The 24,648-nt window shown below is 60.3% G+C and carries 27 protein-coding genes and 2 tRNA genes; 12 read left to right on the top strand and 17 right to left on the bottom strand.

Annotation, left to right across the window (positions count from 1 at the left end):
• Positions 1-127 precede the first annotated feature (127 nt).
• Genes DVU_RS08000 through DVU_RS07990 form a run of 3 tightly spaced genes read left to right on the top strand, consistent with a single transcriptional unit; the run spans position 128 to position 2,994 of the window.
• Positions 128-1,162 carry a GAF domain-containing protein gene (locus tag DVU_RS08000; protein WP_010938971.1) on the top strand — a complete coding sequence of 345 codons (1,035 nt, stop codon included), beginning with the start codon at positions 128-130 and terminating at the stop codon, positions 1,160-1,162.
• Positions 1,162-2,184 carry a rod shape-determining protein gene (gene mreB, locus DVU_RS07995; protein WP_010938970.1) on the top strand — a complete coding sequence of 341 codons (1,023 nt, stop codon included), beginning with the start codon at positions 1,162-1,164 and terminating at the stop codon, positions 2,182-2,184. Before DVU_RS08000 ends, mreB begins: the two co-directional genes overlap by 1 nt.
• An 18-nt stretch (positions 2,185-2,202) precedes the next feature.
• Positions 2,203-2,994 carry an inositol monophosphatase family protein gene (locus DVU_RS07990; RefSeq protein WP_010938969.1) on the top strand — a complete coding sequence of 264 codons (792 nt, stop codon included), beginning with the start codon at positions 2,203-2,205 and terminating at the stop codon, positions 2,992-2,994.
• Here DVU_RS07990 and DVU_RS07985 read toward each other — a convergent pair.
• Positions 2,952-3,488: an NUDIX hydrolase gene (locus DVU_RS07985; RefSeq protein WP_010938968.1), complete on the bottom strand. Its 537-nt coding sequence runs from the start codon at positions 3,486-3,488 to the stop codon at positions 2,952-2,954. The two genes, DVU_RS07990 and DVU_RS07985, sit on opposite strands and share 43 nt — an antisense overlap.
• Positions 3,489-3,510: 22 nt before the next feature.
• Here DVU_RS07985 and rimI point away from each other — a divergent pair, with 22 nt between their 5' ends.
• The 4 genes from rimI to DVU_RS07965 all read left to right on the top strand — a co-directional run bounded on the left by rimI (position 3,511) and on the right by DVU_RS07965 (position 5,267).
• Positions 3,511-4,005 carry a ribosomal protein S18-alanine N-acetyltransferase gene (gene rimI, locus DVU_RS07980; protein WP_010938967.1) on the top strand — a complete coding sequence of 165 codons (495 nt, stop codon included), beginning with the start codon at positions 3,511-3,513 and terminating at the stop codon, positions 4,003-4,005.
• A gap of 19 nt (positions 4,006-4,024) precedes the next feature.
• Positions 4,025-4,780 carry a triose-phosphate isomerase gene (gene tpiA / locus DVU_RS07975; RefSeq protein ID WP_010938966.1) on the top strand — a complete coding sequence of 252 codons (756 nt, stop codon included), beginning with the start codon at positions 4,025-4,027 and terminating at the stop codon, positions 4,778-4,780.
• 37 nt (positions 4,781-4,817) lie between these two features.
• Positions 4,818-5,168, top strand: coding sequence for a preprotein translocase subunit SecG (gene secG, locus DVU_RS07970; RefSeq protein WP_010938965.1), 351 nt, complete (start codon positions 4,818-4,820; stop codon positions 5,166-5,168).
• A gap of 12 nt (positions 5,169-5,180) precedes the next feature.
• Positions 5,181-5,267, top strand: a tRNA-Leu gene (locus DVU_RS07965).
• A 240-nt stretch (positions 5,268-5,507) separates the two neighbouring features.
• Here the strand turns inward: DVU_RS07965 and DVU_RS16700 are convergent.
• From DVU_RS16700 to DVU_RS07945, 5 genes are all read right to left on the bottom strand, one after another.
• Entirely contained in the window at positions 5,508-5,672 is a 165-nt protein-coding gene (locus DVU_RS16700; protein ID WP_010938964.1) for a hypothetical protein, read from the bottom strand.
• A 58-nt stretch (positions 5,673-5,730) separates the two neighbouring features.
• A complete protein-coding gene (locus tag DVU_RS07960) occupies positions 5,731-6,381 on the bottom strand; it encodes a LexA family transcriptional regulator (RefSeq protein WP_011792241.1) in 651 nt (216 codons plus the stop codon).
• A gap of 579 nt (positions 6,382-6,960) precedes the next feature.
• The gene (locus DVU_RS07955) at positions 6,961-7,905 is read right to left on the bottom strand and encodes a lysophospholipid acyltransferase family protein (RefSeq protein ID WP_010938962.1); all 945 of its coding nucleotides are present in this window, start codon (positions 7,903-7,905) and stop codon (positions 6,961-6,963) included.
• Entirely contained in the window at positions 7,902-8,528 is a 627-nt protein-coding gene (locus DVU_RS07950) for a lysophospholipid acyltransferase family protein (RefSeq protein WP_010938961.1), read from the bottom strand. The genes DVU_RS07955 and DVU_RS07950 overlap by 4 nt, the downstream gene beginning before the upstream one ends.
• Positions 8,525-10,330, bottom strand: coding sequence for an ABC transporter ATP-binding protein (locus tag DVU_RS07945; RefSeq protein ID WP_010938960.1), 1,806 nt, complete (start codon positions 10,328-10,330; stop codon positions 8,525-8,527). Before DVU_RS07945 ends, DVU_RS07950 begins: the two co-directional genes overlap by 4 nt.
• A 111-nt stretch (positions 10,331-10,441) precedes the next feature.
• Between DVU_RS07945 and yedF the strand changes: the two genes are divergently transcribed.
• Together yedF and DVU_RS07935 are read left to right on the top strand one after the other, a co-directional pair.
• A complete protein-coding gene (gene yedF, locus DVU_RS07940; RefSeq protein ID WP_010938959.1) occupies positions 10,442-11,080 on the top strand; it encodes a sulfurtransferase-like selenium metabolism protein YedF in 639 nt (212 codons plus the stop codon).
• Positions 11,077-11,955 carry a pseudouridine synthase gene (locus DVU_RS07935; protein WP_010938958.1) on the top strand — a complete coding sequence of 293 codons (879 nt, stop codon included), beginning with the start codon at positions 11,077-11,079 and terminating at the stop codon, positions 11,953-11,955. The genes yedF and DVU_RS07935 overlap by 4 nt, the downstream gene beginning before the upstream one ends.
• 179 nt (positions 11,956-12,134) lie before the next feature.
• Here the strand turns inward: DVU_RS07935 and lolA are convergent, their stop codons facing one another.
• The 4 genes from lolA to DVU_RS07915 form a co-directional block, all read right to left on the bottom strand.
• Complete coding sequence (gene lolA / locus DVU_RS07930; RefSeq protein WP_010938957.1) at positions 12,135-12,812, bottom strand: outer membrane lipoprotein chaperone LolA; 678 nt, start codon at positions 12,810-12,812, stop codon at positions 12,135-12,137.
• Positions 12,813-12,829: 17 nt separating this feature from the next.
• Positions 12,830-15,217, bottom strand: coding sequence for a DNA translocase FtsK (locus tag DVU_RS07925; protein ID WP_396897306.1), 2,388 nt, complete (start codon positions 15,215-15,217; stop codon positions 12,830-12,832).
• Positions 15,218-15,289: 72 nt separating this feature from the next.
• Entirely contained in the window at positions 15,290-15,847 is a 558-nt protein-coding gene (gene efp / locus DVU_RS07920; protein ID WP_010938955.1) for an elongation factor P, read from the bottom strand.
• A gap of 40 nt (positions 15,848-15,887) precedes the next feature.
• Entirely contained in the window at positions 15,888-16,355 is a 468-nt protein-coding gene (locus DVU_RS07915; RefSeq protein ID WP_010938954.1) for a type II 3-dehydroquinate dehydratase, read from the bottom strand.
• A 144-nt stretch (positions 16,356-16,499) separates the two neighbouring features.
• Here DVU_RS07915 and yihA point away from each other — a divergent pair, with 144 nt between their 5' ends.
• The gene (gene yihA / locus DVU_RS07910) at positions 16,500-17,150 is read left to right on the top strand and encodes a ribosome biogenesis GTP-binding protein YihA/YsxC (RefSeq protein ID WP_010938953.1); all 651 of its coding nucleotides are present in this window, start codon (positions 16,500-16,502) and stop codon (positions 17,148-17,150) included.
• Between the two features lie 118 nt (positions 17,151-17,268).
• Here yihA and DVU_RS07905 read toward each other — a convergent pair whose 3' ends face one another.
• From DVU_RS07905 to DVU_RS07895, 3 genes are read right to left on the bottom strand one after another with little or no spacing between them, the layout of a single operon-like run.
• On the bottom strand, positions 17,269-18,351 hold the full coding sequence (locus DVU_RS07905; RefSeq protein ID WP_010938952.1) for an LptF/LptG family permease: 1,083 nt from the start codon (positions 18,349-18,351) through the stop codon (positions 17,269-17,271).
• A complete protein-coding gene (gene lptF, locus DVU_RS07900) occupies positions 18,348-19,502 on the bottom strand; it encodes an LPS export ABC transporter permease LptF (protein ID WP_258312757.1) in 1,155 nt (384 codons plus the stop codon). Before lptF ends, DVU_RS07905 begins: the two co-directional genes overlap by 4 nt.
• Before the next feature lie 30 nt (positions 19,503-19,532).
• Positions 19,533-19,727 carry a hypothetical protein gene (locus DVU_RS07895; RefSeq protein ID WP_010938950.1) on the bottom strand — a complete coding sequence of 65 codons (195 nt, stop codon included), beginning with the start codon at positions 19,725-19,727 and terminating at the stop codon, positions 19,533-19,535.
• Between the two features lie 209 nt (positions 19,728-19,936).
• On the opposite strand from DVU_RS07895, the gene DVU_RS07890 reads away from it, so the two are divergent.
• A complete protein-coding gene (locus DVU_RS07890; protein WP_010938949.1) occupies positions 19,937-20,734 on the top strand; it encodes an undecaprenyl-diphosphate phosphatase in 798 nt (265 codons plus the stop codon).
• Positions 20,735-20,831: 97 nt separating this feature from the next.
• Positions 20,832-20,908, top strand: a tRNA-Met gene (locus tag DVU_RS07885).
• A 662-nt stretch (positions 20,909-21,570) separates the two neighbouring features.
• Here the strand turns inward: DVU_RS07885 and fsa are convergent.
• The 4 genes from fsa to DVU_RS07865 all read right to left on the bottom strand — a co-directional run bounded on the left by fsa (position 21,571) and on the right by DVU_RS07865 (position 24,466).
• Positions 21,571-22,218, bottom strand: a complete 648-nt coding sequence (fsa, locus tag DVU_RS07880) for a fructose-6-phosphate aldolase (protein WP_010938947.1) — start codon at positions 22,216-22,218, stop codon at positions 21,571-21,573.
• A gap of 257 nt (positions 22,219-22,475) precedes the next feature.
• A complete protein-coding gene (locus DVU_RS07875; RefSeq protein WP_010938946.1) occupies positions 22,476-22,775 on the bottom strand; it encodes a hypothetical protein in 300 nt (99 codons plus the stop codon).
• A 24-nt stretch (positions 22,776-22,799) separates the two neighbouring features.
• A complete protein-coding gene (folK, locus tag DVU_RS07870) occupies positions 22,800-23,279 on the bottom strand; it encodes a 2-amino-4-hydroxy-6-hydroxymethyldihydropteridine diphosphokinase (RefSeq protein ID WP_081428870.1) in 480 nt (159 codons plus the stop codon).
• A 20-nt stretch (positions 23,280-23,299) separates the two neighbouring features.
• Positions 23,300-24,466, bottom strand: a complete 1,167-nt coding sequence (locus DVU_RS07865; RefSeq protein ID WP_010938944.1) for an LL-diaminopimelate aminotransferase — start codon at positions 24,464-24,466, stop codon at positions 23,300-23,302.
• Between the last annotated feature and the right edge of the window lie 182 nt (positions 24,467-24,648).

Raw genomic sequence — 24,648 nt, 5'->3', positions numbered from 1 at the left:
GAAAAGCCTGTTGCGGTAGAACGTATGGCTTTGTTAAAGCAATGGACGAAGCGCACCACCCGGTGGCAAGACCACCGTTATCCGATAACATAGACCCGCCCGACCCGGTCGCGGCAGGGAAATGGATATGAACACCCGCCAGTGCTACGAACATATTCTCGGTATCGTCTGCAGTGTCTTTGATGCCTATTCGGCTGTCCTCTTCCTTCCCGGTGACGATGCGGAGGTCTATCCCATAGCCGCCTCGTTCAGCCTTGGCGACATGGTCGCGGAAGGAACCTCCATAGCCCCGGGCAAGGGGCTTGTCGGCTGGATACTCCGTAATCGCCAACCCCTGCTGGTCAACAACTTCGATCAGCGCCAGAGCCACCTCGGCTACTACCGTAGCAACGAAGAGGCGACCATCAAGGCTTTCATGGGGTGCCCGGTGCGGGGGGGCGGTGCGCTGTGCATCGACAGCAAGCGCCAGTACTCCTTCTCCGACAAGGACCAGAAGGTGCTGCACCTGTTCACCGAACTGCTCGCGGGCATCCATCTCGAAGGTAGTCGCGAGTGCCGTCAGGAGTCTGTAGCACAATACTTCGCCAGCCTGTCACTCGTCCATGAACTGCGGGGCCGTTACACCAAATGGCCTCTTTTTCTGCATCATTTCCTGAAGATCGTCGCCGGAACCACCGGTTTCGAATATTGTGTCTTCGCATCACGGGACGGTACGGGCGAAAACTACGCCATCGAAGGCGAAAGCCGTCAGATGCTGCTTGGCGATGGGGACGTGCCGACGTTCCCCATGGGCAACGGCATCGTCGGCTGGGTGTTCCGCAACGACGCCCCTGTCTTCTCGGAAGGTACCGACGGTTCCCCCGTCGCCGCGCTGTTCGGCAAGGGGGTGCACATGCCCGTCTTCTCCTCGGTGATGTGTCTGCCTGTCATCATCCACAAGGTCACGCGCGGTGTCCTGTGCCTTGCCCAGACCGAACCTCGTCGCATGCCGGACGAGATGCGCGACTTCGTGCGCATGTGCGTCGATCATCTCGCACTGTTCCTCGAGAACCTGTATCTTCGCAACCGCCTGCGCCAGACCTTGCCGCAGGCACAGGTAGAGCGGCGCATTCCCGTGTTCGCCGCCCCTGCAGAGCCTGTCGACACGGGTGAGGATGCCTGATGCTGCGCAAGCTGTTCGGTTTTCTGGGCAAGGACCTCGCCATGGACCTTGGCACGGCGAACACGCTGCTGTTCACCCGTGCCGACGGTATCGTCCTCAACGAACCGTCTGTGGTCGCCATCGAGACCGAACGCAACTCGGTGCTGGCTGTCGGACGTGAAGCCAAGGAATATCTTGGTCGTACGCCGCAGCGCATCAGGGCCATACGCCCCATGAAGGATGGGGTCATCGCCGATTTCGAGGTGACCCGGCAGATGATCGAGTTCTTCATCCGCAAGGTCATCAAGGGCTTCAATATCGTCAAGCCGGGCATCGTCATCTGTGTGCCCACGGGCATCACTCAGGTCGAGAAGCGTGCTGTCATCGAATCGGCGACGCAAGCCGGGGCGCGTGACGTGCGTCTTGTCGAAGAACCCATGGCGGCTGCCATCGGTGCCAACCTGCCCATCCATGAGCCTCTGGGCAGCATGGTCGTGGACATCGGCGGTGGCACGACCGAAGTTGCGGTCATCTCCCTGTCCGCCATTGCATATGCCGAATCGGTGCGCATGGCGGGCGACGCCATGAATCATGCCATTCAGCGGTATTTTCAGGAGGAGTTCCAACTCCTCATCGGCGAGAACATGTCCGAGCGCATCAAGATGTCCATCGGTTCGGCCTTTCCGTTGCCGGAACAGCTTCTGATGGAGGTCTCCGGCAAGGACATGCTGACGGGCACGCCCAAGGTCGTGCGTGTGAGCGACGGACATATCCGCGAGGCACTGCGTGAACCCGTGCGTGTCATCCTCACGGCCATACGGCGCGCCCTTGAGAAGACCCCTCCCGAACTCGCAGGTGACATCGCCCGCAACGGCCTGCTGCTCGCAGGAGGCGGTTCGCTGCTCAAGGGGCTTGACGCCCTCGTCGCACGCGAGACCCGGCTCAAGGTCATCATCGACGAAGACCCCCTCACCACCGTGGTGCGGGGTACAGGACGCACACTGGACGACCGCAAGTTCTTCAGCCGCGTCTATATCAACTGATTTCCCCCGGAGCGGATCATGTCCATCCCCGAAACGGAGCTTCTGCACCGTGTGCTTGACGTCGTCCGCGAAAGTGGCGACCTTGTCCGCGAGCACTGGAAGCGCCCCCGCAATGTACGCCTCAAGGGGCGCATAGACCTCGTCACCGATACCGACATGGCCGTCGAGGCCTTTCTCAAGGCTCGTCTCGAACAGGTTCTGCCGGGGTCGACCTTCGTTGCCGAAGAAAGCGCAAGCAGCCTCACCCCCGGTGAAGACTGCTGGATCATCGACCCCATCGACGGCACCACCAACTTCGCGCATGGGGTGCCCTTCGTCGCCACGTCCATCGGGTTGTGGCGCAACGGCGGGGTCGCCCTCGGCGTCGTCGACATCCCCGTCATGGGTGAGACCTTCTGGGCCACACGAGGGGGCGGCGCGTGGTGCAACGGGGAACCGGTGCACGTCTCGCGCAGGATGCCCCTTGCCGAATCGCTGGTGGCTACCGGTTTTCCGTACACCATCTCGGAGAAGGTCGATGAGGTCGTCGACAGGTTACGGCGTGTGCTCGTCGAGGCGCGTGGCGTGCGCCGCTGCGGTGCCGCGGCTGTGGACCTCGCCTATGTGGCCGCCGGACGCTACGAAGCCTTCTACGAAGACGACCTCAAGCCGTGGGACACGGCAGCCGGGTGGTTGCTGGTCGAGGAGGCGGGAGGGGCCGTCACGTCATTCGACGGCACGGCCTATGGCTTCGGCAGGGCGTTGCTTGCCACCAACGGTCTGGTGCATCAGGACATGGTGTCGCTTCTGGTGACGGAAGGGAAGAGATGACCGTGCTGTGCCGCCCATAGAAGGGCGGGGGTGAGCAGGTCGGGGAAATGGGTGATAAGGCCCTGAAGTTCGTCGGCGTCTGTAAAGGTCACTTCGGTGACCTCGTCGGTGCACGGAATCGGCAGCCCTCGATAGCCTGAAGCCTCGAAGAGGGTGACGTGGGTGTTGGCTGTCGCCTGCGAAGCCGCGAGAGTCGCGATATGCCTCAACCGTACCCCAGTCACGGCCAGTTCTTCGGACAACTCACGCAGGGCGGCTTCGTCTCGTGACTCGCCCGCCCTGACATGCCCGGTGGCTGAAAGGTCCCAACATCCGGGATGGATGAGCTTGTGCGGCGAACGGCGTTGCAGGCACAGCCTTCCCCGGCTGTCATAGAGTGCCACCAGCACGACCCGGCGGCGCAGACGTTGCCTGCCGGCTTCGTTCGTGGGCATGATGACAAGGGGTCTGTCCTGATCATCCGTGACTTCGATGTATTCAGTGGTGTCGGACATGAGCACACGCAAGGAAAGGGATATGGTTGGTGACACGTCTCGTGGCGCGCAGTCCGCAACGTTCGTCCGGCTGGGCCGTGAAGACATGGGGGAGGTGGCGGCCCTTGAACAGGCGTGCTTCAGCACCCCGTGGAGCGAAGAACAGTTTCTTCTCGCTTTCGAACAGCGTATATTCTCGGTGTTCGCCCTGCGCGACCAAGAGCGTATCGTGGCCTATGCTGCCGTGTACCACGCCGCAGGAGAACTTGAAATACTCAACATCGCGGTGCATCCGGACCGGCGCAGGCACGGGCTGGGGCGTCGGCTGCTCGGCATCCTGTTGCAGGTGGCTGTCAAAATGGGCATAACGAGGGCCGTCCTTGAGGTTCGCACGGGCAACACTCCTGCCATCGGACTTTACGAAGCCCTCGGCTTCAGACGTATCGGGGTGCGCCCGCACTACTATCAGGATACCGGAGAAGACGCTCTCATCTTCGAGTGTGACCTTGCGGACGGCAGCGATGCCTGCACCGCATAACAGAAACGGAGCCGTAGCCATGAAGAAGCTCATCGCCGCCAATTGGAAAATGTACAAGACCATCGACGAGGCTAGGGCTACGGGACGCGAACTTGTGTCCGCCGTCGCCGGGTCACTGCCCGCAGACCGTGAGGTGCTCGTGTGCCCCCCCTTCACGGCGCTCCATGCCCTTCATGACACCTTCAAGGACGTCGAGGGGTTTGCCATCGGCGGGCAGGATGTCTACCCGGCTACCGAAGGGGCCTACACCGGCGAAATCGCACCCGGCATGTTGCTCGATGCCGGATGCGGATGGGTGCTCACCGGGCACTCTGAACGGCGTCATATTCTCGGTGAGGACGACGAGACGGTCGCGCGCAAGACGGCTTTCAGCCTGAAGGCCGGACTGCGTGTGGTACTGTGCATCGGCGAAAAGCTTGATGAACGTGAGGCTGGCAGGCTTGAAGACGTGCTGGCGCATCAGCTGCAGGTCGGGCTTGCAGATGTCGACGCGACCTATGTACCCCAGTCGCTTGTGGTGGCCTACGAACCCGTATGGGCTATCGGTACGGGCAAGGTGGCGGGGCCTGCCGAAGTCGTCGAGGCTCACGCTCTTGTCCGTTCGCTACTCGAAGCCCGTTACGGTCGCGACGGTGCCGCCATACGCATCCTGTACGGGGGCAGCGTGAAGCCTGACAACGCCGCAGAACTACTTTCTCTTGACAATGTCGACGGTCTGCTGGTAGGAGGCGCTTCTTTGCAGGCTGTCAGCTTCAGCCGCATCATTCTGGCATGACGCGTAGCCGCGCGTTCCGTCCGAGGAGGAAAGTACGGTGCAGAATCTTGTTCTGACCCTTCATGTGATTGCCTGTCTGATTCTTGTCGTTCTGGTTCTTCTCCAGTCCGGCAAAGAGGGTATGGGCGTCATCTTCGGCGGCGGCAACGCTTCCGTGTTCGGCAGCACCGGTGCTGGTGGCCTGCTGGCAAAGCTTACCGCCTTTCTCGCAGTTCTCTTCATCATCACGTCGTTGAGCTACAACTACATGACCAGCTCGCACAAGTCCGACGAGTCCAGCATCATCGACGTGAAGTTCGAAGAAGTCGCCCCGCAGAAGTCCGCCGCGCCTGCGGCACCTGCTGCGCAGCCTGAAGCCCCGGCAACGGAGGCTCCCAAGGCCAATTAGTGTTGTAACAGTGCCGAGGTGGTGGAATTGGTAGACACGCTATCTTGAGGGGGTAGTGGGAGAAATCCCGTGAGGGTTCGAGTCCCTCCTTCGGCACCAATGAAAGATGAAAGGATTGTAGCTGGCCGCTGCAATCCTTTTTCTTTTTGTGGACTCGTCGCAGAGAAGTAAAAAGGCTCGAAATCCGATGTCGTCGCCCCGCGCATGGGCAGCAGCACTGGTGCCTTGCACTGGGACGCCTGGCGGGGCAGGGGGGACTCAAGAGGATTGGCGAGAGAAAGACCACGGCGCAGACTCAAGCGGTCATACGCCGTGGCGGTTGCAACATCCATTGCGCACCTAGCGCAGACGGTGGATGTCGAGGGGGGCGCCGCAATGGGGGCAGGTTTCGACACGGCGTCCCGTCTGAAGGCCTCTGGCGTAGAAGAATGAGCGCCAGCCGCGTTCGCGGGTGATGTACAGAACCCATACCGGTTGGCCACAAGGGCAGAAGCGCTGTTGCATGATGTTCTCCTGTATCTCGTGTTGCTAAAAGTTAACATGGTGGGCCTGAAAAAAGGCCTCACTGCACCGCGCGGCAAAGCCATACGATCTTGCCGATGACATGGAGCAGGTCTGCCTCATCGCCCCGGATGCGTATGGGCGCATACGCCGTGTTGTCACTCAGTAGAAGGATGGCGTCTGCGTCTCTGCCAAAGCGTTTGACGAGAATGGAGTCTTCATACCCGAAAGCGTAGACACCACCTGTCTGGGCTGTGACATGCGACTGGTCGATGAGCAGGGTGTCACCGTGCCTGATGCCTGGTTCCATGCTGTCGCCTGTGACGTTCATGAGGACCATGTGCGCCGGGTGTCCGCGCCTTGCCAGCCAATCGTACCGGAATGGCAGGTTTTCAACGACACCCCCGGAAACATCGAGTGAGCCGCCCCCTGCACTGAGAACAGCCTTGACTCTGGGAACGAGGACCGTTTCGGGGTCGTGCAAACTGGTGGGGGGCTGGTGCTGCCTGCCCTTGCCGAATTCAAGCCAGTCGGGGGCGAGGTGATAGGCTCGTGCCAGCTGGAGTATCCATTTCTGTGGTATCGCGTCTCGATTCTTGGCTTGGGTCACGGCGGAACGATTCACACCAAGTGCCGCTGCCAGCGCCTGTTGTGTTGCTATGTCAGTCGCCTGCATGACGCGGGCATAGAATCTGTCGAAATTGGTTCCCATACGACCTCTTTGTTCACTTTTATAAACACAGAGCGGAAAAGAACGCAAGTCCCTTATCGCGAGGCAACGGTGTCTCCAGAAGAGGCCTCCGCCGCAGGCTTGGTCTCTTGTGCCCCCGAAAGTCGTGCGGGGGGCTTGGTATGGTCGGCGGCAGAGTGCGGCATGGGCGGATTGACGTGCACTCGCATGTCCAGAAGTGTCCGCGGTGCAGACTCACGGAGACACATGTTCTGGCTGCCAAGGCAAAGCGCGTGGAGATTCTGTATGCGAAAGCGTGACAATCCGCTGCGGGGAGTTCGCCTCGTATTTTTTGAATCCGAACAAGCGATTGGATCGCATCGGATTGCCGACAAGTTTCCGGTGCAGGCGAGCCCGAGACAGGCCCCTGCATGTCCCATAATGTAAATTATGTTAACTTTTGCGGAACGCCGACATCGCTAACCTACTGCAATCATGGGTTTCATGTCGTATTTGCTACAGGGGCGGCTAGTACTTGGAAATACTGAAGGACAGGCACCGGGCACTAGCAAGGCAGCCAAAGGGCTCTTTGCCTCGTGTGCGCCCGATGCCAATCAAGGGCTAGACCGAGAGGTCTTTCTCTTCTGGGGCTTTAGCCCCTTTCGGGGCTTCAGAGGCTACGGGCCTTGTCTTCCACCGTTTATGCATCCAGAACCACTGTTCGGGAAAGGCTCGGACATGCTCTTCGACAGCCTGAGTGTAGAATGCCGCCACTGTCTCGATTCGTTGTGCTCTTTCTCCGGATACGAGTCTGGTATCCAGAGGCGAACTGAAACGCAGCACATAGCGGTCATCTTCCCGGACAAGGAAGATGGGCCAGACTTCGGCTTCAGCCCGCAAGGCGAGCAATGCCGGGCCAACATTGACCGCAGCCTGCTTGCCGAGAAAAGGCAGGAAGACGGCTTCGCGCCTGTTGCAATTGTGGTCGACGAGAAAGCCCGCCATGCCGTTGTGCTTCAATCCCCGCAACACCTTGCGTGCGGCATCGCGATGTTCGATGACCTCAGCCCCCCGGGCGCTGCGAAGGCGCATGATGAGGGCGTTGAGTGTGGGATTGCCCTGCCGCCGGACGACCACAATCCGCGGACGGGATGCATCAAATTGCCCGAGGAGCCCCGAGAAGAGCTCCCATGCACCGAGATGGGCGGTCACGCCGACGATGGGCCGGTTGCTGCGCAACAGGGCATCGAAGAGATCTGGCTGTGCGATATGCAGTCGCCCTCCTCTGTCCTCGAACCCGAAGCGATGGACGTGCAGGATTTCGAGAAAAGAGCGGGCATTGTGTCTGAAGCTGGCGCGGGCGAGTTGTTCAGCCCTGTCGGCGGGCACCCCGAGCCGTTCGATGATGGTTTGTGTCGTATACTGCCTTCGCCCGGGCATGGCGTACCACATGAGGTCGCCCATCCGGTCTCCGAAAGTGGCAAGCCCTTCGAAGCTTGCCTTGCCGGCGAGTGACGCGAATCCTGAAAGGGCTGAAAGGACGAAAGAGGATGCGCTCCGGTTCATGCGAGAGCCTCAAGCTTGGCTTCAAGTCTTTGCCGCTCGTCTTCTAGCCGGGGGCTTTCGAGCGCGTTCTCTGCAGTGTGGTATGGCGCTCCGAAGACGACGCGTACATCGCTTCCCGGAAGAGGAAGCTGGAACTTATCCCACGCCTTTGCAAAGACCTTCGTCCTGCTCATGAAGAGACGTATAGGGACAATCGGCGCTTTTGCACGATGCGCCAGAAAGATGGCTCCTTCCTTCACACGGTGCCGGGGGCCTCTCGGCCCGTCAACGGTGACGCAGCCGCACAGGTTCTGCTTCTGCATCATGCGCGCGGCCTGTAACAGTGCCTTTACACCACCACGCGAACTCGACCCGCGGGCCGTATGCAGACCGAGCCCCTGCAGTACCCGTGCAAGGTACTCGCCGTCGCGACTCTGACTGACCACGGTCACTATTTCAAGTTCACGCCGTACATGCATGAGTGGAAACAGTTCGTCGTGCCAGAGCGCGAACACCATCGGCTTTCGTTCCTGCCACAAGACGTCTACTGCCGCTCTCCCCTCTTCTTCGAAGTTGAGGGTGCGACACCATACTCTGTAAAGAGCCAGTAACGGCGGGCAGATAAGCGATGGGGGCAGCTTCATGCTTCAAGCTTCTCTTCGGAGGTTCCGTCTATCCGGTCTGCGTCGGCCTTCTCCTGCCCGAACTGAATGGAATACAGTCGGGTATAAAGCTCGCACCGGCCGAGAAGCTCGGCATGAGGGCCCTGGTCGACGACGCGACCGTCTTCCATGACTACGATGCGGTCGGCATTGAGCACCGTGGAAAGACGGTGCGCGATGACGATGCTCGTCCTGTTCTCCATCAGATTGTCGAGAGCCTTCTGCACGATACGCTCGGCTTGCGAGTCGAGTGCACTGGTCGCTTCATCAAGGATAAGGAGCGGTGCGTCCTTGAGAAGTGCCCGGGCGATGGTGAGCCGTTGCTTCTGACCCCCGGAGAGTTTGACGCCCCGTTCACCGAGGACGGTATCGTACCCTTGGGCGAGTTGTTGTACGAACTCGTGAGCGAACGCCGCATGTGCTGCGGCCTCTATCCGTCCGGCGCCGACATTCGGCGTGCCGTAGGTGATGTTGTCCGAGACGCTCAGGTTGAAGAGAAAAGCGTCTTGCGACACCACGGATATGGAACGCCTGAGGTCGGCAAGGTCGAAGTCCTGCAACGGTACCCCGTCAATCTCGATGCATCCCGATGAGGGTTCATAGAAACGGGGGATGAGGTTCACCAGTGTGGTCTTGCCGGCGCCGCTTGGCCCGACGATGGCCACCCGTTCTCCTGCACGAACGCACAGGTTGATGTCCCTCAGGGCTGGCGACCCGTCGGCATAGGCGAAGCTCACATCCTTGATGCACACTTCCTTGAAGTCGCGGTTGAACTTCAGGTCACCCGAGGTTTCGATGCAAAGGTCCTCTGCATCGAGGATTTCAAAGACACGTTCAGCCCCGACAAGGGCACGTTGCACCTCGCGGTTGGCCATGCTCAGCGATTTGATGGGGTCGTAGAGCATGACCAGTGCAGCCATGAACGAGAAGAACGTACCGGGCGTGGTCTTGCCGGATATGACTTCATGTCCTCCGTAAAGGATGACGAGACCGATGCCGAGAGCGCCTATGAGTTCCATGACAGGAGATGAAAGCTCAGAGACGCAAATCTGCTTGAGGGTGAGCTTCACGAGTCTCTGGTTCTCGGCATCGAAGCGATGGGCTTCTTCCTTTTCGGTGGCGAAAGCCTTCACAACCCGGATGCCGCTGAACACCTCCTGAAGGATGACGGAAATGTCGGCCAGCTTCTCCTGATTGCGTCGTCCCAGCTTGCGCAGCTTGCGCCCGAAGTAGATGAACGGATAGAGAGCCAGCGGCAACACGAGAACCGCCCATGTGGCCAGTTCGGCGTTCTGGTAGAAGACCACGCCGATGAGCCCCACCATGGTCAGTATCTGCCGGACGATCATGACGGTCGACGGCAGGCTGTCGCGGATCATGGATACGTCGTTGATGATGCGCGACATGAGCAAGCCGATCTGCGAATCCTCGTAGAATCGCATCGGCAAGTGGATGATCTTGGTGAAGAGCTGATCCCGCAGGCTTTCAATGACACGCAAGCCAGCGTAGTTCATGAAGTAGTTCTGGAAATATCTGCCGAAGCCCTTGAGCGCGGTGAGCACGATGAAAAAGGCCGGCACAAGCAAGAGCGCCTGCTCATCCTTGTTGATGAAGATGTCGTCAAGAGCGGGCTTGATCAGGTAGGCGGTTCCCGCAGTGGTGGCAGAAACGATAGCCATGCAGCCCATGGAAAGGGCGATCGAAACCTTGTGAGGGAGAAAATAACGGCCGATGCGGCGCAACAGGGGCAGGCTTGCCCTTTGCGTTGTCGAAGGTTCACCCATGAAGATACCTGAGGTTGTATAGATTCAATCTATGGTTGGCGGCAAAAAAGGCGAAGCTTTTCGATTTGACGTTTAGCCTGTGTGGTGGTCATCAGGCACGTGGAGGTACCTATGCCAGAAATCACTCTGAACTGCCAGAAACTTCCCTGCCCCCAGCCTGTCCTGCGGTGCAAGGCCCTTCTCGACACTGAAGCCCCCGCCCGTTGCACCGTCACGGTCGACAACGCGCCCGCCAGCGAAAACGTAGCCCGCTTTCTGACAAGCCGGGGGTACGATACCAGCGTCCATGCCGATCCGGAAGGCCTCTGGAATATCATAGCTGTACGCAAGGACTCCGCAGTGGCGCCTTCCTGCGATTGCGAAGTCATGGATGCCCGTGGCATTGCCGCCATCGCTGGTACGGCAGAGATGCCCCAGAAGGTGACCGTCTTCATCACCTCCGAAACGCTCGGTTCCGGAGATGACGTACTCGGGGGCAAGCTCATGGCCAATTTCCTCGCGACACTGCCCGAACTCGGTGACGAACTCTGGCGCATCGTCTGCGTCAATGGCGGCGTCAGGCTCGCCACACGCGAGCACCCTGCCGTTACGCATCTGAACAAGCTTGAAGCGATGGGGGTCGACATTCTCGTATGCGGAACGTGCCTTGACCATTTCGGGCTTCTGTCCGAAAAGGCAGTGGGCCAGACGACGAACATGCTTGACGTCGTAACGAGCCTGCAACTCGCAACCAAGGTCATCCGTCCGTGAAGCATGATTCCCCCCGTCAAGGTGATTCCCGGAGCACCCGACAGCACACGTCTCCCCGCAAGCGGGCTGCCGTGCCCCACGTCCCTGCCCCGCAAGCGGGCACTTCCCCCGACGAAGTGGAGGATGGCGGGACGAGGCTTAACAAGGCCCTCTCCGGGGCTGGTGTCTGCTCGCGCAGGCAGGCTGACACCCTCATCGCGGGCGGGAAAGTGCGCGTGAACGGCGAGGTGGTCACGGAGATGGGCCGCCGTGTTTTCCCCGCCACAGACCGTATCGAGGTCGAAGGACGTCTGCTGGCTTGCGGCGAAGCGCTGAACCGGCATCGCCATACCTATGTGATGCTCAACAAGCCCGTTCAGGTCGTCTCCACCGTGCGCGACCCGCAGGGGCGGACAACCATCCTCGACATCCTCCCCGACGACCTGAAGACCGTACGACTCTATCCTGTGGGGCGGCTCGACTTCTTCTCGGAAGGGTTGCTTCTGCTCACGGACGACGGAGACCTCACGCATCGCCTGACCCATCCCAAATGGCATCTTCCCAAATATTACAGGGTGCTGGTTCGTGAAGACATCCCACCCGCAGCGTTGACCGCCATGCGTTCCGGGATGACTCTTGCCGAGGGCGACCGCGTGGCGCCTGTAGAGGCATACATCATCGACCGGTCGGAGTATGGGGTGGAACTTGAAATGGTGCTCCATCAGGGAATCAACCGGCAGATTCGCCGCATGTGCCGCGACCTCGGGCTTACCGTGCTTCGCCTTTTGCGCATCCAGCAAGGTCCCGTAGAACTCGGCAACCTGTCTCGTGGTGCGTGTCGCCGACTGGAAGACCATGAGGTGAAGGCGCTTCGCAAGGCCGCCGGACTCTCCTGAACACACTGGTGGTTCCGGCTTGTCTTGGATGATGACAGGGCATTGCGATACGAATTCGAGGGGATGGGTAGCGACACCAGCGCATCATCCATGAGGTTTCATCGATATAAGCAAGAGGCAGCCTTCCCGAAGGACGGCTGCCTCTTGTTGTGTCTTCGCTTGAGCGAATACTTAAAGCATCAGTTGAATAGCTGTTTTTCTGGAGCCCCTTCCTTCAGCCTGTCCTGCACTTCAGTGCCCTTGGGCGGCGTGAAGGTGAATGCCTTGTCCGCCACGGTCGCGTTGGCTTCAAGGCTCGTGAAGTCTATCTCGTTCTCGTTCCCGTAGAAGTCGTAGACGCGAACGCGGCGGATGAGGTGCTCCTGCGGGTCGACCCACAGGATGGCTTCAGTCAACTGCTGCACAGGCTCCTTCGGGTAGAGGTGCAGCCGGGTGAGCCCTTCCTCTTGTCCTTCTTCGACGACATTGAAGTCCTGATCGAGCTTCGCCTGTCCCGTGATGACCTTGATGATGGACTTCGAGTCCTGCACGAGGTCTAGCGGGTAACGGTAGGCGAGTTCCTCATCGGGCAGGAAGTTCCAGATGTCCTGCGATGAGATGACCAGCACCTCCGGATTCTTTCCACCGGTCTCCCATCGTACGAGAAGGGGCTTGCGGAAAAGCAGGGTGCCGTTGCGCGTCTCGGTCGAACCGCTCTCACGATGCAGCAGTTTCTGGGTGAATGCCGCCTTGAGGGTGGTCACCGTATCGTAACGCTTCTGGATGTCCTGCGCGGCAGTCCCGGCGAGGGCGGACGCCGTGCCGCCAAGCAGCAGCAACGCCGAGAGCGCGATGGCGCGAAGGGTCTTACGGTTCATGAACCGACTCCTTTGTATCATTCTTTACCCCGGATGACGGAGCGCGGTTTGCTGCCGTCAGCCGGGCCTATGATGCCGTCCTGTTCCATCTGTTCCACGTAGCGGGCCGCCCTGTTGAAACCGATGCGGAACCGGCGCTGGATGAGCGATATGGACGCCCTGCCCTGTCCCATGACGAATTCGACGGCTTCGGCGTATACAGGGTCGTCGGCAAGGTCGCCAGCCCCCCCGCTGCCTCCGTTGCCATCAAGGGTTCCCTCATTGCCCCACTCGGCGAAATCCACCTTGTAGGAAGGCGGCTGCTGTTTTTTCCAGAAGGCGACCACGCCGTTCACGTCATCGTCGCTGACGAACGCACCGTGGAGGCGCTGAAGCTTGCCGCCGCTAGGCTTGAAGAGCATGTCGCCCTTTCCGAGAAGGAATTCGGCCCCTACGGTATCGAGAATCGTCCGCGAATCGTGCTTCGAAGTGACCTGGAACGATATGCGACACGGGAAGTTCGCCTTGATGAGTCCCGTGACGACATCCACGCTGGGCCGCTGCGTGGCGAGGATGAGGTGAATGCCTGCAGCGCGGGCAAGCTGTGCCAGACGCACGATGCTGGTCTCCACCTCTTTGGCGGCAGTGAGCATGAGGTCTGCCAGTTCGTCGATGATGATGACGAGATATGGCATGGCCTCAAGGTCGGCAAGGTCTGCCGGACGCTCCTTGCCCATGTCCTCAAGCTTCTGGTTGTACCCCGCGATGTTACGGACTCCCAGCCGGGCCATCCCCTCATAGCGCTTGTCCATCTCGTGCACGGCCCAGTCGAGGGCGTTCTTGGCGTGGGCCATCTCCGTGACCACAGGGTGCACAAGATGCGGCAGGTCGGCATAGACGGCAAGTTCGATGCGCTTGGGGTCCACGAGGAGCAGCTTCACGTCTTCGGGGCGCGCCTTGTACAGGATGCTGAGCAGGATGGAGTTGAGACATACGCTCTTGCCCGCACCCGTGGCCCCTGCCACAAGAAGGTGGGGCATCTTCGAAAGGTCGGCCACTGTCGGACGTCCGGCGATATCCTTGCCGATGGCGAGTGTGAGCAGCGAGCTTGCCCCCTTGAAGGTGTCGGACGACAGCAACTCCTTGAAGCACACCGTCTCGCGTGTCTCATTGGGGATCTCGATGCCCACCGTGTCCGTGCCGGGAATGGGAGCCTGAATGCGCACGGCTATGGCCTTGAGCGCAAGGGCCAGGTCGTCGCTGAGATTGGCGATACGGCTCACCTTCACGCCGGGCGCGGGGCGAAACTCGAACATGGTGACGACGGGTCCGGGGGTGATGCGGGTCAGCTCGCCCTGAACCCCGAAGTCGGAAAGACAGTTGGTGAGACTGAGCCCCTTGCCTTCAAGCACCTCACGATCGGGCCGGCTGTCTTCGTTGAGGGCGCTGTGCAACAGGTCAAGCGGGGGCAACTGCGACTTGCGACGCATCTTGGCCTTCGGGCGGCCGGCCCCTTCTGAAATGTCGCTCTCTACATCGGCCGTGAGGTCGGCAACACCGTCGGTGTCGGCATCCAGAACCACCTCGAACGGCAATTCGCTTGCAGGGGGTTGCAGACGGTCTTCGGAGAGCACGAAGTCGTCGGTTTCGACAGGCATGCCGCGTGGCGTTGAAGCCTCTCGGGCTACAACGCTCGGTGCGCCGTTCGTGCTGTCGCTGCCGTCGGGGGTGACATCGACGACAGCCAGTGTCGCAGGCGCATTGCCCTCGGCGCCCTTGCGGCCGGGAAGGTGCAACCCGGAAGGCAGGCCGAGACGTGGCAACTTGAGTTCGGGCAACTGGGGACGTGAAACGGGGTGCGCTTCAAGGTCTGCGCGGACCTTGTCCACGATGCGTCTGAAAAGCGCCGTCCACGAAATGTCGAAGGTGAGTTGCAACCCGATGATGCACAGGAACAGCCACACAAGGGTGGAGCCTCGCGGACTGAGGGCCTTCCACGAGAAACGGTAGAGCAGGTCGCCAAGGACGCCTCCAGCGTTGACATCACCGAGGGACAACTCCCACGCGGCCCCTGCTGTCACCATGCACAGAGAAAGCGCCAGCAGGCCCGCCCATCGCCACCATGCGATGTCGAAGCTGACGATGATGTAACGCGCACCAAGGCCGATGAAGCCGACAGGCCACAGGAAGGCGGCAATGCCGAAGGCGTCGGCGAGCATTCCCCCGAGATATGAGCCGAACATCCCGGCACCGTTGCGGATTTCGGTCGGGTTGCTTACGACATGATTGAGACTCGGGTCACGCAGGTCGAACGTGGCAAGGCTGAGCAGAAGCAGCAGCCCCCAGAAAATGAGGAACAGCCCGAGCAATTCGCGGGCCAGCTTGTTGCCTTCCGTGGCGGTACCCTCCGGGGCGTTGGAAATGATAAGGGATACGGCCGCAATCGACCATATCCCTTACATGAACAGGGCCAAGTCGTCCACAGAGGACGCGGGTGGCTATTCGCGACCGAGGTATTCGCGTGAACGGGTGTCGACCTTGATGCGGTCGCCCTGGTTCACAAAGATGGGCACCTGCACGACGATGCCGGTCTCCAGCTTGGCGGGCTTGGTGACGTTGCTGACCGTGTCACCCTTGGCGCCGGGTTCGGTTTCGACCACTTCAAGGACGAGAGACACCGGCAGTTCAAGGTCAAGGGGCTTGCCGTTGTACAGCAGCACGCGCACCTGCTGGCCGTCCTTCAGGAAGCCGGCCTTGCCGTCGGTGAGGTCTTCATGCATGTACAGTTGCTCATAGGTCGTGAGGTCCATGAGCACGAGGTCGTCGCCCTCATGGTAGAGGTACTGCATGTCGCGACTTTCAAGGTCGGGACGCCCCACCTTTTCGCCGGAACGGAAGGTATTGTCGACAACCCGGCCGTTCAGGATGTTGCGAAGCTTGGTGCGCACCATGGCGCCGCCCTTGCCCGGCTTGAAATGCTGGAAATCGACGATTTCGAACGGGGTGCCGTCCAGTTCAATCTTCAGGCCCTTCCTGAAGTCGGTGGTCGAATACATGAATCCTCCGGTATGCTGGTCGTATGAATGTGGCGCCCGCCTAAGCGTCGCCGCTCTTTCTCGAATGCTGCACCATCGCCTGTACGGCGAGGGCGTAGCCCATGATGCCAAAACCCGCGATAATGCCGATAACGTGTCTGCCGATGAGGCTCTTGTGACGCATGGGCTCTTGCCGCGCCATGACATTGCTGAGGTGGACCTCGACACACGGGATGCCAATCCACGCAAGGCAGTCTGCCAAGGCAAGGCTGGTGTGCGTGAACGCACCCGCGTTGAGGATGACACCATCCACCCCGTCGCGGCGTGCCTGCTCAAGACGGTCGATGAGCGCGCCCTCATGGTTCGACTGGAAGAACGTCAGTTCGATGTCGGATGCGGCGGGACCAAGAAGGCTCTTCACAAGGGCAGGCACGGTATCCATGCCTGTCGTTCCGTATATCTCGGGCTGGCGTTCACCAAGCGCACCGAGATTGGGGCCGTTCATGATGAGCAGCCTATAACTTGGCATGGTGTCCTCGTTTGAGTTTCCTGCTGTAATGCTTTAAGGTGGGTTTGCTATGCCCAACTTGGGCAAGCTAACATTGTCTTCCAAGACGGGGGGCGTTGTCAAGATGCGCCCTGCCCGCTCCCTGATAAAACAGCAGGATACCCCATGTCATCGACCCTTGTGCTTGAAACCACAGCCTATACGCTGGAACAACTCATACATCTGGACGCGCCACAGATAGCCCTTGCCGGACGATCCAATGTCGGCAAGTCGTCACTCGTCAACGCTCTTGCCCGTCGCAAGCAACTGGCGAAGACGAGTTCGACACCTGGCAAGACCCGCAGCGTCAACTACTACAGAGTCGAACCGGAAGGATTCTACATCGTAGACCTTCCGGGATACGGCTATGCCCAGTGCAGCAAGGAAGAACGCAAAAAGTGGGCAAAGCTCATCGAGAAGTACATCGTCTCATGCAAGAGCCTGCGGGGTCTTGCCGTACTTCTCGATTGCCGTCTCGACCCGCAACGGCTGGATGTCGACCTCACCAGCTACGCCCGTGCCAACAACATTCCGTTGCTGCCCGTGCTGACCAAGGGTGACAAGTGCAAGCTGCGTGAACGTTCCGACAGGCAGAAGCAGTGGGCGGTGCTTCTGGGGGGCAGAAAGCCCCTCGTCACCGCGTCCATGACGGGGCTCGGCATCGCCGACCTGTGGCGCGAACTGCGTGCCCTTGCCGCTGGCGGACTATCTGCCGACGACGAAGCGGAAGATGCCCCTTCGGATACCAGTGATGCCATCGACGACGTGACAGCATAGCTCACATCACAAAAGGGGCTGGCGTGGTCACACCACGGGGCTTTTCAGTGATGCACCGTTCGCTTTCAAAGGAAAAGGCCGTGGGAGACCACGGCCTTTCGGTTGTCAGGGGGGACTCTCACCGTAATGACCGGGGGCGCAGTACGAGCAGTAGCCGCGCCGAAGCGACGACGCCCACCAGAATGTCCGCTCCCCACGCGGCAATCGGAGGAGAGACTATGCCCTTCTGCCCGAGCGTGCTGCCGATGGTGAACATCGTATAGAACAGGAAGGTGAAGACGAGGGCGAGTCCGGTGGCGAGGTAGATGTTGTCGCGCCATGTGACCATGGCGACCGCAAGCAAGCCCATGACGACAAGCGAAGCGGCGTAGGCGAGTTTCATATGCCATGCAGTCCGCAGCCCCTCGACGTTGGAACCCGCCGTGCGCAATTTCTCTACGGCGTCACCCAACTGCCACAGCGGCAGGCGCTGCGGGTCGGCACCGGGGTCGATGACGGCAAAGTCCTGCGGGTCCTGCCCTATGGCGATGGACATCTCAGGAAGCTTTGCATGACCGAAGTCGCGCGTGGAGAAGACCTCGACATCTTGCAGTTTCCATGTCCCGGCCGTGCCTGTGAAGGCTTTGGCCCGGATGACGGTATCTATATGGATGCCGTCCGCAGCGAGGCCGTAGGCGGCAAAGCCCTGCCCCTTGCGCAGGGCTGGCGTGACCACTTCCAGATGGATGACATGGTTGTCATCGGTAAACCATACATTGGTCAGGTCGCGGGTTCCAGGGGTGCGTCCCCTCACCTGTTCTTGCCAGATGCGCGCAGATTCACGCTCTCCGGCAACGCCTAGCACCTGGGAGAAGCCAAGCTGCAACACCGCCCATAGGAGCCCGTAGACGACGAAGAAGCGGGCTATGGCTCCAAACGAGACGCCGCCCGCCTGCAGGGCCATCAACTCCCGGTCACGGGACATGAGGCACAGCTGGATGAGTGCAGCCAGCAGGAACACTGCCGGCAGAATCTGCGAGATAATGAGCGGCGTCTTGGCCACGAAATACCATATGGCAACGTTGCCGGGCACGCCCGCTTCGAGGATGTCGTCCAGCCTGTCGAACAGGTCCGAGAGAAGATACAGTCCGGTGCCCACGGCAAGCGTAGGCAGGATGACCTGCAGGTTGTTCCGGAAAAGGTATCTGAAAAGCAGGGTCACGGTCTGTTCCTCTTCTGGCTGATGAAGTGGCCGACAAGGCTGGTGATGGAGGGCGCACGCTCACGTGCCGTCAGCCGCAGACCATAGAGCCCTGCCACAAGGAACAGGACGTTGGGAGCCCATAGCCCCACGACCGGAGGAACCGTTCCCGCTTCACCGGTGCTCAGCCCAAGCGAAAGCATGCTGTAGTACACAAGGAACATCACAAGCGCGAGCGCCACGCCGAGTTGTCTGCGCAGCCCTTCGAAGGCGCAGGCGAGAGGCAGAGCGAAGATGCCCAGCACGATGCAGGCTGCCGGAAGCGCCCATCGTTTATGCACCTCTACCAGAACCTTGCGGACATAGCGTTCGCCCATCTCGGCCTCGTATCTATTGAGGTCGAGCCCCGCCAGCTGCCTCCACGACATTTCCTTGGGCTTGATCTCGCCAAGCTCGAGGCCCTTGAACAGTTTGTCGAGGTCAAGACGGACGCTGTATTCGGAAAAGCCCAGCACACTCACGTTCTCGCCATCGGCCTTGTAGATGCGACCGTCACGCAGGTGGAACAGTATCTCTCCGCGCACTTCGTCGGTGGCGGTCGTCCCCTCCGGGGCGACGATGGTAAGCGTAGAACCCGGGCGCGACCTGTCCTCGACGATGACCTGACGCAAGTTGCCGGTCGCCGGGTCTACCTGCCGCGCGAAAAGTGTCAGCCCGGGGATGTCCTGGTTGAAGACTCCGGGCTGTATGACGATGCGGGCGCGGGTATTGGCGATTTCCATGATGGTAGCGCGGAAATTGCCCATGCCCCACGACAGCCAGTGTAGCGAGATGCTGAGGGAGAGGCCCGCGCAGAGAACGCAGAAAACGAGCGGTGCCGCCATCATCTGGTAGATGCTCACCCCCCCCGCCTTGAGCGCCACGAGTTCGCGGTCGGTGCTCATGCGCAGGAAGGTCAGGAACACGCTCAACATGCATGCCACGGGAACGACCAGCAGCATGAAGAAGGGCACAAGGTAGAGAAACAGCAGCGTGGCGTCTGTGAGGCCAAGGTCGAGCCCCAGAAACAGTTCGCGCAGTTGCAGGCCCCGTCCTATAAGGATGAGCGATAGCAACGCACCAAGACAAAGCAGGAAGATGGAGACAAGCTCCTTGAACACCTGCCTCTGCAGAAGAGTCGTGAACGAGCGCAGAGTGGCCCCCTAGTGGGCTTCTTCGGCCTTCTCATCGCAGAGGATGCGACGCAGTGCCTCGCTGTCGAGCGGGCCGAGGTTGAAACGCATGGACGCCTCTTCACTGAGGCTATCGAACGAGCGGTCGGGGTGTTCCCTGTGCTCGTCAAGAACGAAAGAGGCGGCACGGCGCACGAGCTCGTTGTGTCCTACGATGGTGGTCATGGCCTGTCTCCTGTGTGGGTTGCCGCGGCATTGCGACGCGACAATCTACATGAACGCCCCCCCCCTTGCAACTCGCGGCGGCATACGCTATCCCCCGCAAACGGCGAGAAGCCGACATGCCTTCCTCCATCGGCATCTGCGGAACGACTCGTTCCTGTCACAATGCCCTCCCTGCTCATCCCGCACTTCCGGCATACGGAGCATCCACCATGTCAGACATGATCACCGCTGCGATTCTTGGCCTCGTCGAAGGACTGACAGAGTTCCTTCCCGTCTCCTCGACAGGTCACCTCATCATCACGGGCGAGTTGCTGGGGTTCACCGGTCCCAAGGCCACGACCTTCGAAGTCGCCATTCAGCTTGGAGCCATCCTCGCCGTGGTCGTCCTGTACTGGGACAGGTTCTGGGGCCTGCTGCGCCCCCAGCCCTATGTCCGCTTCGCAGGGCTACGGGGCATCATGCTTCTGTTGCTGACCAGCCTGCCCGCGAGCGTACTCGGACTCGCTGCCCACTCTACCATCAAGGCGCATCTTTTCACCCCCTCCACCGTTGCCATCGCCCTGGCTGTGGGGGCAATCTTCATGCTGCTGGTCGAACGACGTACGGAACGGCCCCGCTACATGACCCTTGATGAGATGTCACCTGCGCTTGCGTTGGGCATAGGCTGCTTTCAATGCCTTGCCCTGTGGCCCGGATTCTCGCGTTCGGCGGCCACTATCATGGGCGGCATGCTTCTCGGGGCTCGCCGGGGGCTGGCCGCAGAGTACTCGTTCATCGCCGCCGTTCCCATCATGTTCGCCGCAACCGGTTACGACCTGCTGAAGAGCTGGACTCTTTTCACTCCGGCCGACCTGCCTTTCTTCGCGACGGGCTTTGTCGTGTCGTTCCTCTCCGCGTGGGCGGCGGTGAAACTCTTCATTGCGCTGGTCGGACGCATGACCTTCAGGCCTTTCGCCTGGTATCGCCTCGCCATCGCCCCGCTGGTCTACTATTTTATGGCCTACTGAACATTTTGGGGGGATTCTCCGAAAAAACGCTTGCAAAGGTCGGGTGGCTTGGGTAAAGAGTCACCCGTCGCGACGGAGAAGACGTCACGACAGGTTTGGCGAGGTAGCTCAGTTGGTCAGAGCATGCGGCTCATATCCGCAGTGTCGGGGGTTCAATTCCCTCCCTCGCTACCACTAGCAAATGAACCGGGGTTCGCAGATGTCCGCAGGCATCCACGAACCCCGGTCTTTTTGCGTAGTTATGTGTATGTTGGCGTCCGTGGAGGGCCAAACAGGTTCGCTTGAGACCGGCATGTCATGCGAGTAACTCATCCTCTTCCCACCATGGGTAAAGGCTGGTGCCCCCCAGCGTCACGAGGTTTGTCGTTCGTTAACGAGTCGCTGGCTTTGGTGGTGCCCCACAATGGTGTTTCTCCGTCAGTGACAGAGGCTGGACAGGAAGGTACGACGACCTGACCTTGATACTGAAACGCATCCACACCCTGCCAGTGCGGTTTTTTCGGGTTTTCGTCTCCCCATCGCATAAAAGCACATGGTGATGAAGTGGGAGAAGGCATCGCGGCGTGTCGGGCGGAATCGGCCATCTCAGTCTGGCTGATTGGTCATATCCCTTGGTGCCTCCCGGTCGAAGTGACGCCCGGACGTAGCAATATGACGCGACGATGCAATACGTGGTGGTCTTTGCGGCTACGTTTGAGTGTCAGCCCGTATGATGGGTCCAGTCTTATCAAGGGTGGCGGGGCGTGTGTTATGCGGGCAACCGCATGCAAAACACGAAGGCGACGCAGGACCAATGCCTGTGTCGCCTTCGCGCGATGATATGCCGCAGACAGCCGCTACTTGCCGTTCAACCGGGCCCAATCCCGGTCGAAAGCCGCAAGCCCGGCGTCAGTGAGCGGATGTGCCGCCAGTTGTCCAAGCACTCCGAATGGTATCGTGGCGATATGTGCCCCAAGCAAGGCCGCACGGGAGACGTGCATGGGATGCCTGATGCTGGCGACGATGACCCGTGTAGGCATGGCATAATTCCGGAAAATGGTGAGCGTCTCCGCTACCAGCTGCATGCCGTCTTCCGACAGGGCATCGAGGCGACCCACGAAGGGAGAAACGAAGGCTGCCCCGGCTTTGGCGGCAAGAAGGGCCTGCATGGGGGAAAAGACGAGAGTGACATTGCAGTCTACCCCCTGCCCGCTCAAAATACGAACAGCCTTGAGTCCTTCGGTCGTCATGGGCACCTTGACGACGACATTGGGACCGAATCGCACAAGCTCAAGCCCCATAGCGACAAGTTCGTCTGCGGTATTGCCGACCGCTTCCAGACTGACCGGGCCATCCACCTCGCGGCAAATGGCGGCAGCGACATCGCGCCAGTCGTGCCCCTCGCGGGACATGAGCGTTGGATTGGTGGTCACACCATCGACAAGCCCAAGGCGGGCGGCCTCGCGTATTTCATCGAGGTTTGCGGTATCTATGAAGAACTGCACGGCATCTCCCTACAAATCGGTCATCGTTGCGACCGGAGAAAGACGGTGACGGACAAACTGTACGTGGCAGGTCCAGCTGGAGAGGATAGGCCAAACAGAACCAGCTCCCCTCAGCGACGCATACAACCACACCCCCGGAAGAACAATCGGATTCCCCCTGTGCCAGCCAGAGAGAGGAACCAGATGTGTCATGCGTCCGAAGTCTTCCCGGCAACGCATCCCGCACGCGGGATTGCGTCTCCGGAAAGGGGCACGCTCTACTCCTCTTCCTTTTCGCGGGGCAATTCGGGAATCTCCCGGCCGCCTTCCTGCAAACGTTTGATGAAGGCGTCGCGGCACTCGTAGCTGCAGAAGCGGTGAACGGTGTCTCCATCACGCACGGTCACGCCACCATCGACGGCGACATACGCCCCGCACACGGGGTCTTTGACCATCTCACCGGTCGCGACAAGATGGTCCTTCTGTTTCTTGTCGTCTTTCTTCTTCTTGCGGGCGTCATTGACGAAAAGGCGGTAGAGGACATAGCCGGCGAGAACGAGAACTATCCATTTGAGCATGGCACTTCCTTGCTTTGGGGATGGTTACTGCCAGATGCGTCGGCCCTCGACGCGATGGGGCAGTGCCGCCAGCCTTTCATGCAGCGACACACCGTCAGGGAAGGAGAAGTCCGGGGCCACATCGCGAAGCGGGACGAGAACGAACGCCCTGCCTGCCATGCGAGGGTGTGGCAGCGTCAGCACATCGCCATCGCGCTGTTCGCCACCGAAGACGAGCAGGTCGATATCGATGACCCGCGGCCCGAAGCGCGGGGCATCGGCTTCACGCCGACGCCCCAGACGGGCTTCGATATCCAGCAAAGAAGCGAGCAGGCCTTCCGGTGTCACGCCGGACGAGCACAGCAAACGGGCTACCCGGTTGGCGAACCACGGCTGGTCACGCTTCTCTTGCGGTTCTGTATAGTAGGACGGAGAGACATCCACCACCCGCACTCCGGGGATATCGCGCATGGCCTCGACGGCAGCGTCGAGATGGCCATCGGTATCACCGATATTGGAGCCCAGGCAGACGAACGCCTCTTCGACTACAGCTTGGCTATCCGTGACACGGCCTCCTCAAGTCGGGCGTTGTCCACTGTCAGCGAGATGCGGAAGAACCCCTCGCCGGGAGTGCCGAAACCGTTGCCGGGGGTGACCACAACGCCGGTCTCCTGCAGTACTCTGGTGACGAAATCGGCAGAGGTGTGGCCCTGCGGTACGCGCGCCCAGACATAGAAGGTGGCCTGCGGTACGCGGCACTGGATGCCAGCCTTGTGCAGGGCGTTGATGACGGTGTCTCTCCGTTGGCGGTAGATGCCGCGAAGTTCGCGGCAGAAGTCGTCACCGTCACGCAGTGCCACGATGGACGCTTCCTGCACAGCCTGGAAGATGCCGGAGTCCATGTTCTCCTTGATCTTGCCAAGTCCGGCGACGAGCGTCGGATTGCCCACGGCCATCCCTACGCGCCAGCCCGTCATGTTGTAGGTCTTGGAGAGGGAATGGAATTCGATGGCGACATCCTTGGCACCGGGCACGGAAAGGATGCTCGGGGGCCGGTTGTCTTCATCGTAGTAGATTTCGGTGTACGCTGTGTCGTGGGCGATGATGACGTCGAAGCGGCGGCAGATGTCGACCAGCTTTTCATAGAAGCCGAGAGGCGCAGTCGCCGCCGTGGGGTTGTTGGGGTAGTTGACGAAGATCATCTTCGCCCTCTTCCACGTATCTTCCGGAATGGCGTCGAGGTCGGGGAGGAAGTCGTTCTCTTCAAGCAGCGGCACGAACTGCACTTCACCGCCCGCAAAGCCCGTGGCGATATGGTAGACGGGGTAGTTGGGCGTGCACACCAGCACGAGGTCGCCGGGGTTGATGAAGGCGAACGGGAAATGGGCGATGCCCTCTTTCGAACCGATGAGGCCGATGACCTCGGTGGCGGGATCGAGAGAGACCCCGAACCGCCTGTCATACCAGTTCGCCACTTCCTGCCTGAAGGCGAGCATCCCCACATACGAAGGGTACTGGTGGTTGGCAGGACGTGCGATGGCCTCTTTCATGGCTTCGATGATGAAGCCGGGCGTGGCCATGTCGGGGTCGCCGATGCCGAGGCTGATGATGTCGACGCCGCGCGCGGCAACTTCGGCCTTCACCTTGTCGATGCCGGCGAAGAGGTACGGGGGCAACGTGGCCAGCCTGTCAGCAAGCTTGAATGCAGCCATTGGCAACAAGTCTCCTTGAAAGTTTCGATCCCAGAGCAACAGTTCGGGCTGTGCCATCAGCCCGGAGACCGTTGCGGTTCCCGGATGATGGGTATGGTCGGAGCCTACCTTCCGCCCTGACATGCTGTCAATTTCTTTCCCCTTGTAGCGCGCGTCACCCGCGTGTAGCATGTTCCGGCAAC

The organism is Nitratidesulfovibrio vulgaris str. Hildenborough (assembly GCF_000195755.1).
Lineage (GTDB): Bacteria > Desulfobacterota > Desulfovibrionia > Desulfovibrionales > Desulfovibrionaceae > Nitratidesulfovibrio > Nitratidesulfovibrio vulgaris.
The sequence above is the reverse complement of the archived record's forward strand: the minus strand, read 5'-3'. Positions and strand labels throughout refer to the sequence as shown.

What these genes read in the sequence shown, in the direction of transcription:
- DVU_RS07865 (WP_010938944.1), bottom strand. Translation starts at nt 24,466, where the DNA reads ATGGCTGCATTCAAGCTTGCTGACAGGCTGGCCACGTTGCCCCCGTAC.
- lolA (WP_010938957.1), bottom strand. Translation starts at nt 12,812, where the DNA reads ATGAACCGTAAGACCCTTCGCGCCATCGCGCTCTCGGCGTTGCTGCTG.
- DVU_RS07990 (WP_010938969.1), top strand. Translation starts at nt 2,203, where the DNA reads ATGTCCATCCCCGAAACGGAGCTTCTGCACCGTGTGCTTGACGTCGTC.
- DVU_RS07890 (WP_010938949.1), top strand. Translation starts at nt 19,937, where the DNA reads ATGTCAGACATGATCACCGCTGCGATTCTTGGCCTCGTCGAAGGACTG.
- tpiA (WP_010938966.1), top strand. Translation starts at nt 4,025, where the DNA reads ATGAAGAAGCTCATCGCCGCCAATTGGAAAATGTACAAGACCATCGAC.
- DVU_RS07985 (WP_010938968.1), bottom strand. Translation starts at nt 3,488, where the DNA reads ATGTCCGACACCACTGAATACATCGAAGTCACGGATGATCAGGACAGA.
- efp (WP_010938955.1), bottom strand. Translation starts at nt 15,847, where the DNA reads ATGTATTCGACCACCGACTTCAGGAAGGGCCTGAAGATTGAACTGGAC.
- DVU_RS07960 (WP_011792241.1), bottom strand. Translation starts at nt 6,381, where the DNA reads ATGGGAACCAATTTCGACAGATTCTATGCCCGCGTCATGCAGGCGACT.
- rimI (WP_010938967.1), top strand. Translation starts at nt 3,511, where the DNA reads ATGGTTGGTGACACGTCTCGTGGCGCGCAGTCCGCAACGTTCGTCCGG.
- DVU_RS16700 (WP_010938964.1), bottom strand. Translation starts at nt 5,672, where the DNA reads ATGCAACAGCGCTTCTGCCCTTGTGGCCAACCGGTATGGGTTCTGTAC.
- DVU_RS07895 (WP_010938950.1), bottom strand. Translation starts at nt 19,727, where the DNA reads ATGACCACCATCGTAGGACACAACGAGCTCGTGCGCCGTGCCGCCTCT.
- DVU_RS07915 (WP_010938954.1), bottom strand. Translation starts at nt 16,355, where the DNA reads ATGCCAAGTTATAGGCTGCTCATCATGAACGGCCCCAATCTCGGTGCG.
- DVU_RS07875 (WP_010938946.1), bottom strand. Translation starts at nt 22,775, where the DNA reads ATGCTCAAATGGATAGTTCTCGTTCTCGCCGGCTATGTCCTCTACCGC.
- DVU_RS07950 (WP_010938961.1), bottom strand. Translation starts at nt 8,528, where the DNA reads ATGAAGCTGCCCCCATCGCTTATCTGCCCGCCGTTACTGGCTCTTTAC.
- DVU_RS07945 (WP_010938960.1), bottom strand. Translation starts at nt 10,330, where the DNA reads ATGGGTGAACCTTCGACAACGCAAAGGGCAAGCCTGCCCCTGTTGCGC.
- mreB (WP_010938970.1), top strand. Translation starts at nt 1,162, where the DNA reads ATGCTGCGCAAGCTGTTCGGTTTTCTGGGCAAGGACCTCGCCATGGAC.
- yihA (WP_010938953.1), top strand. Translation starts at nt 16,500, where the DNA reads ATGTCATCGACCCTTGTGCTTGAAACCACAGCCTATACGCTGGAACAA.
- yedF (WP_010938959.1), top strand. Translation starts at nt 10,442, where the DNA reads ATGCCAGAAATCACTCTGAACTGCCAGAAACTTCCCTGCCCCCAGCCT.
- DVU_RS07955 (WP_010938962.1), bottom strand. Translation starts at nt 7,905, where the DNA reads ATGAACCGGAGCGCATCCTCTTTCGTCCTTTCAGCCCTTTCAGGATTC.
- DVU_RS08000 (WP_010938971.1), top strand. Translation starts at nt 128, where the DNA reads ATGAACACCCGCCAGTGCTACGAACATATTCTCGGTATCGTCTGCAGT.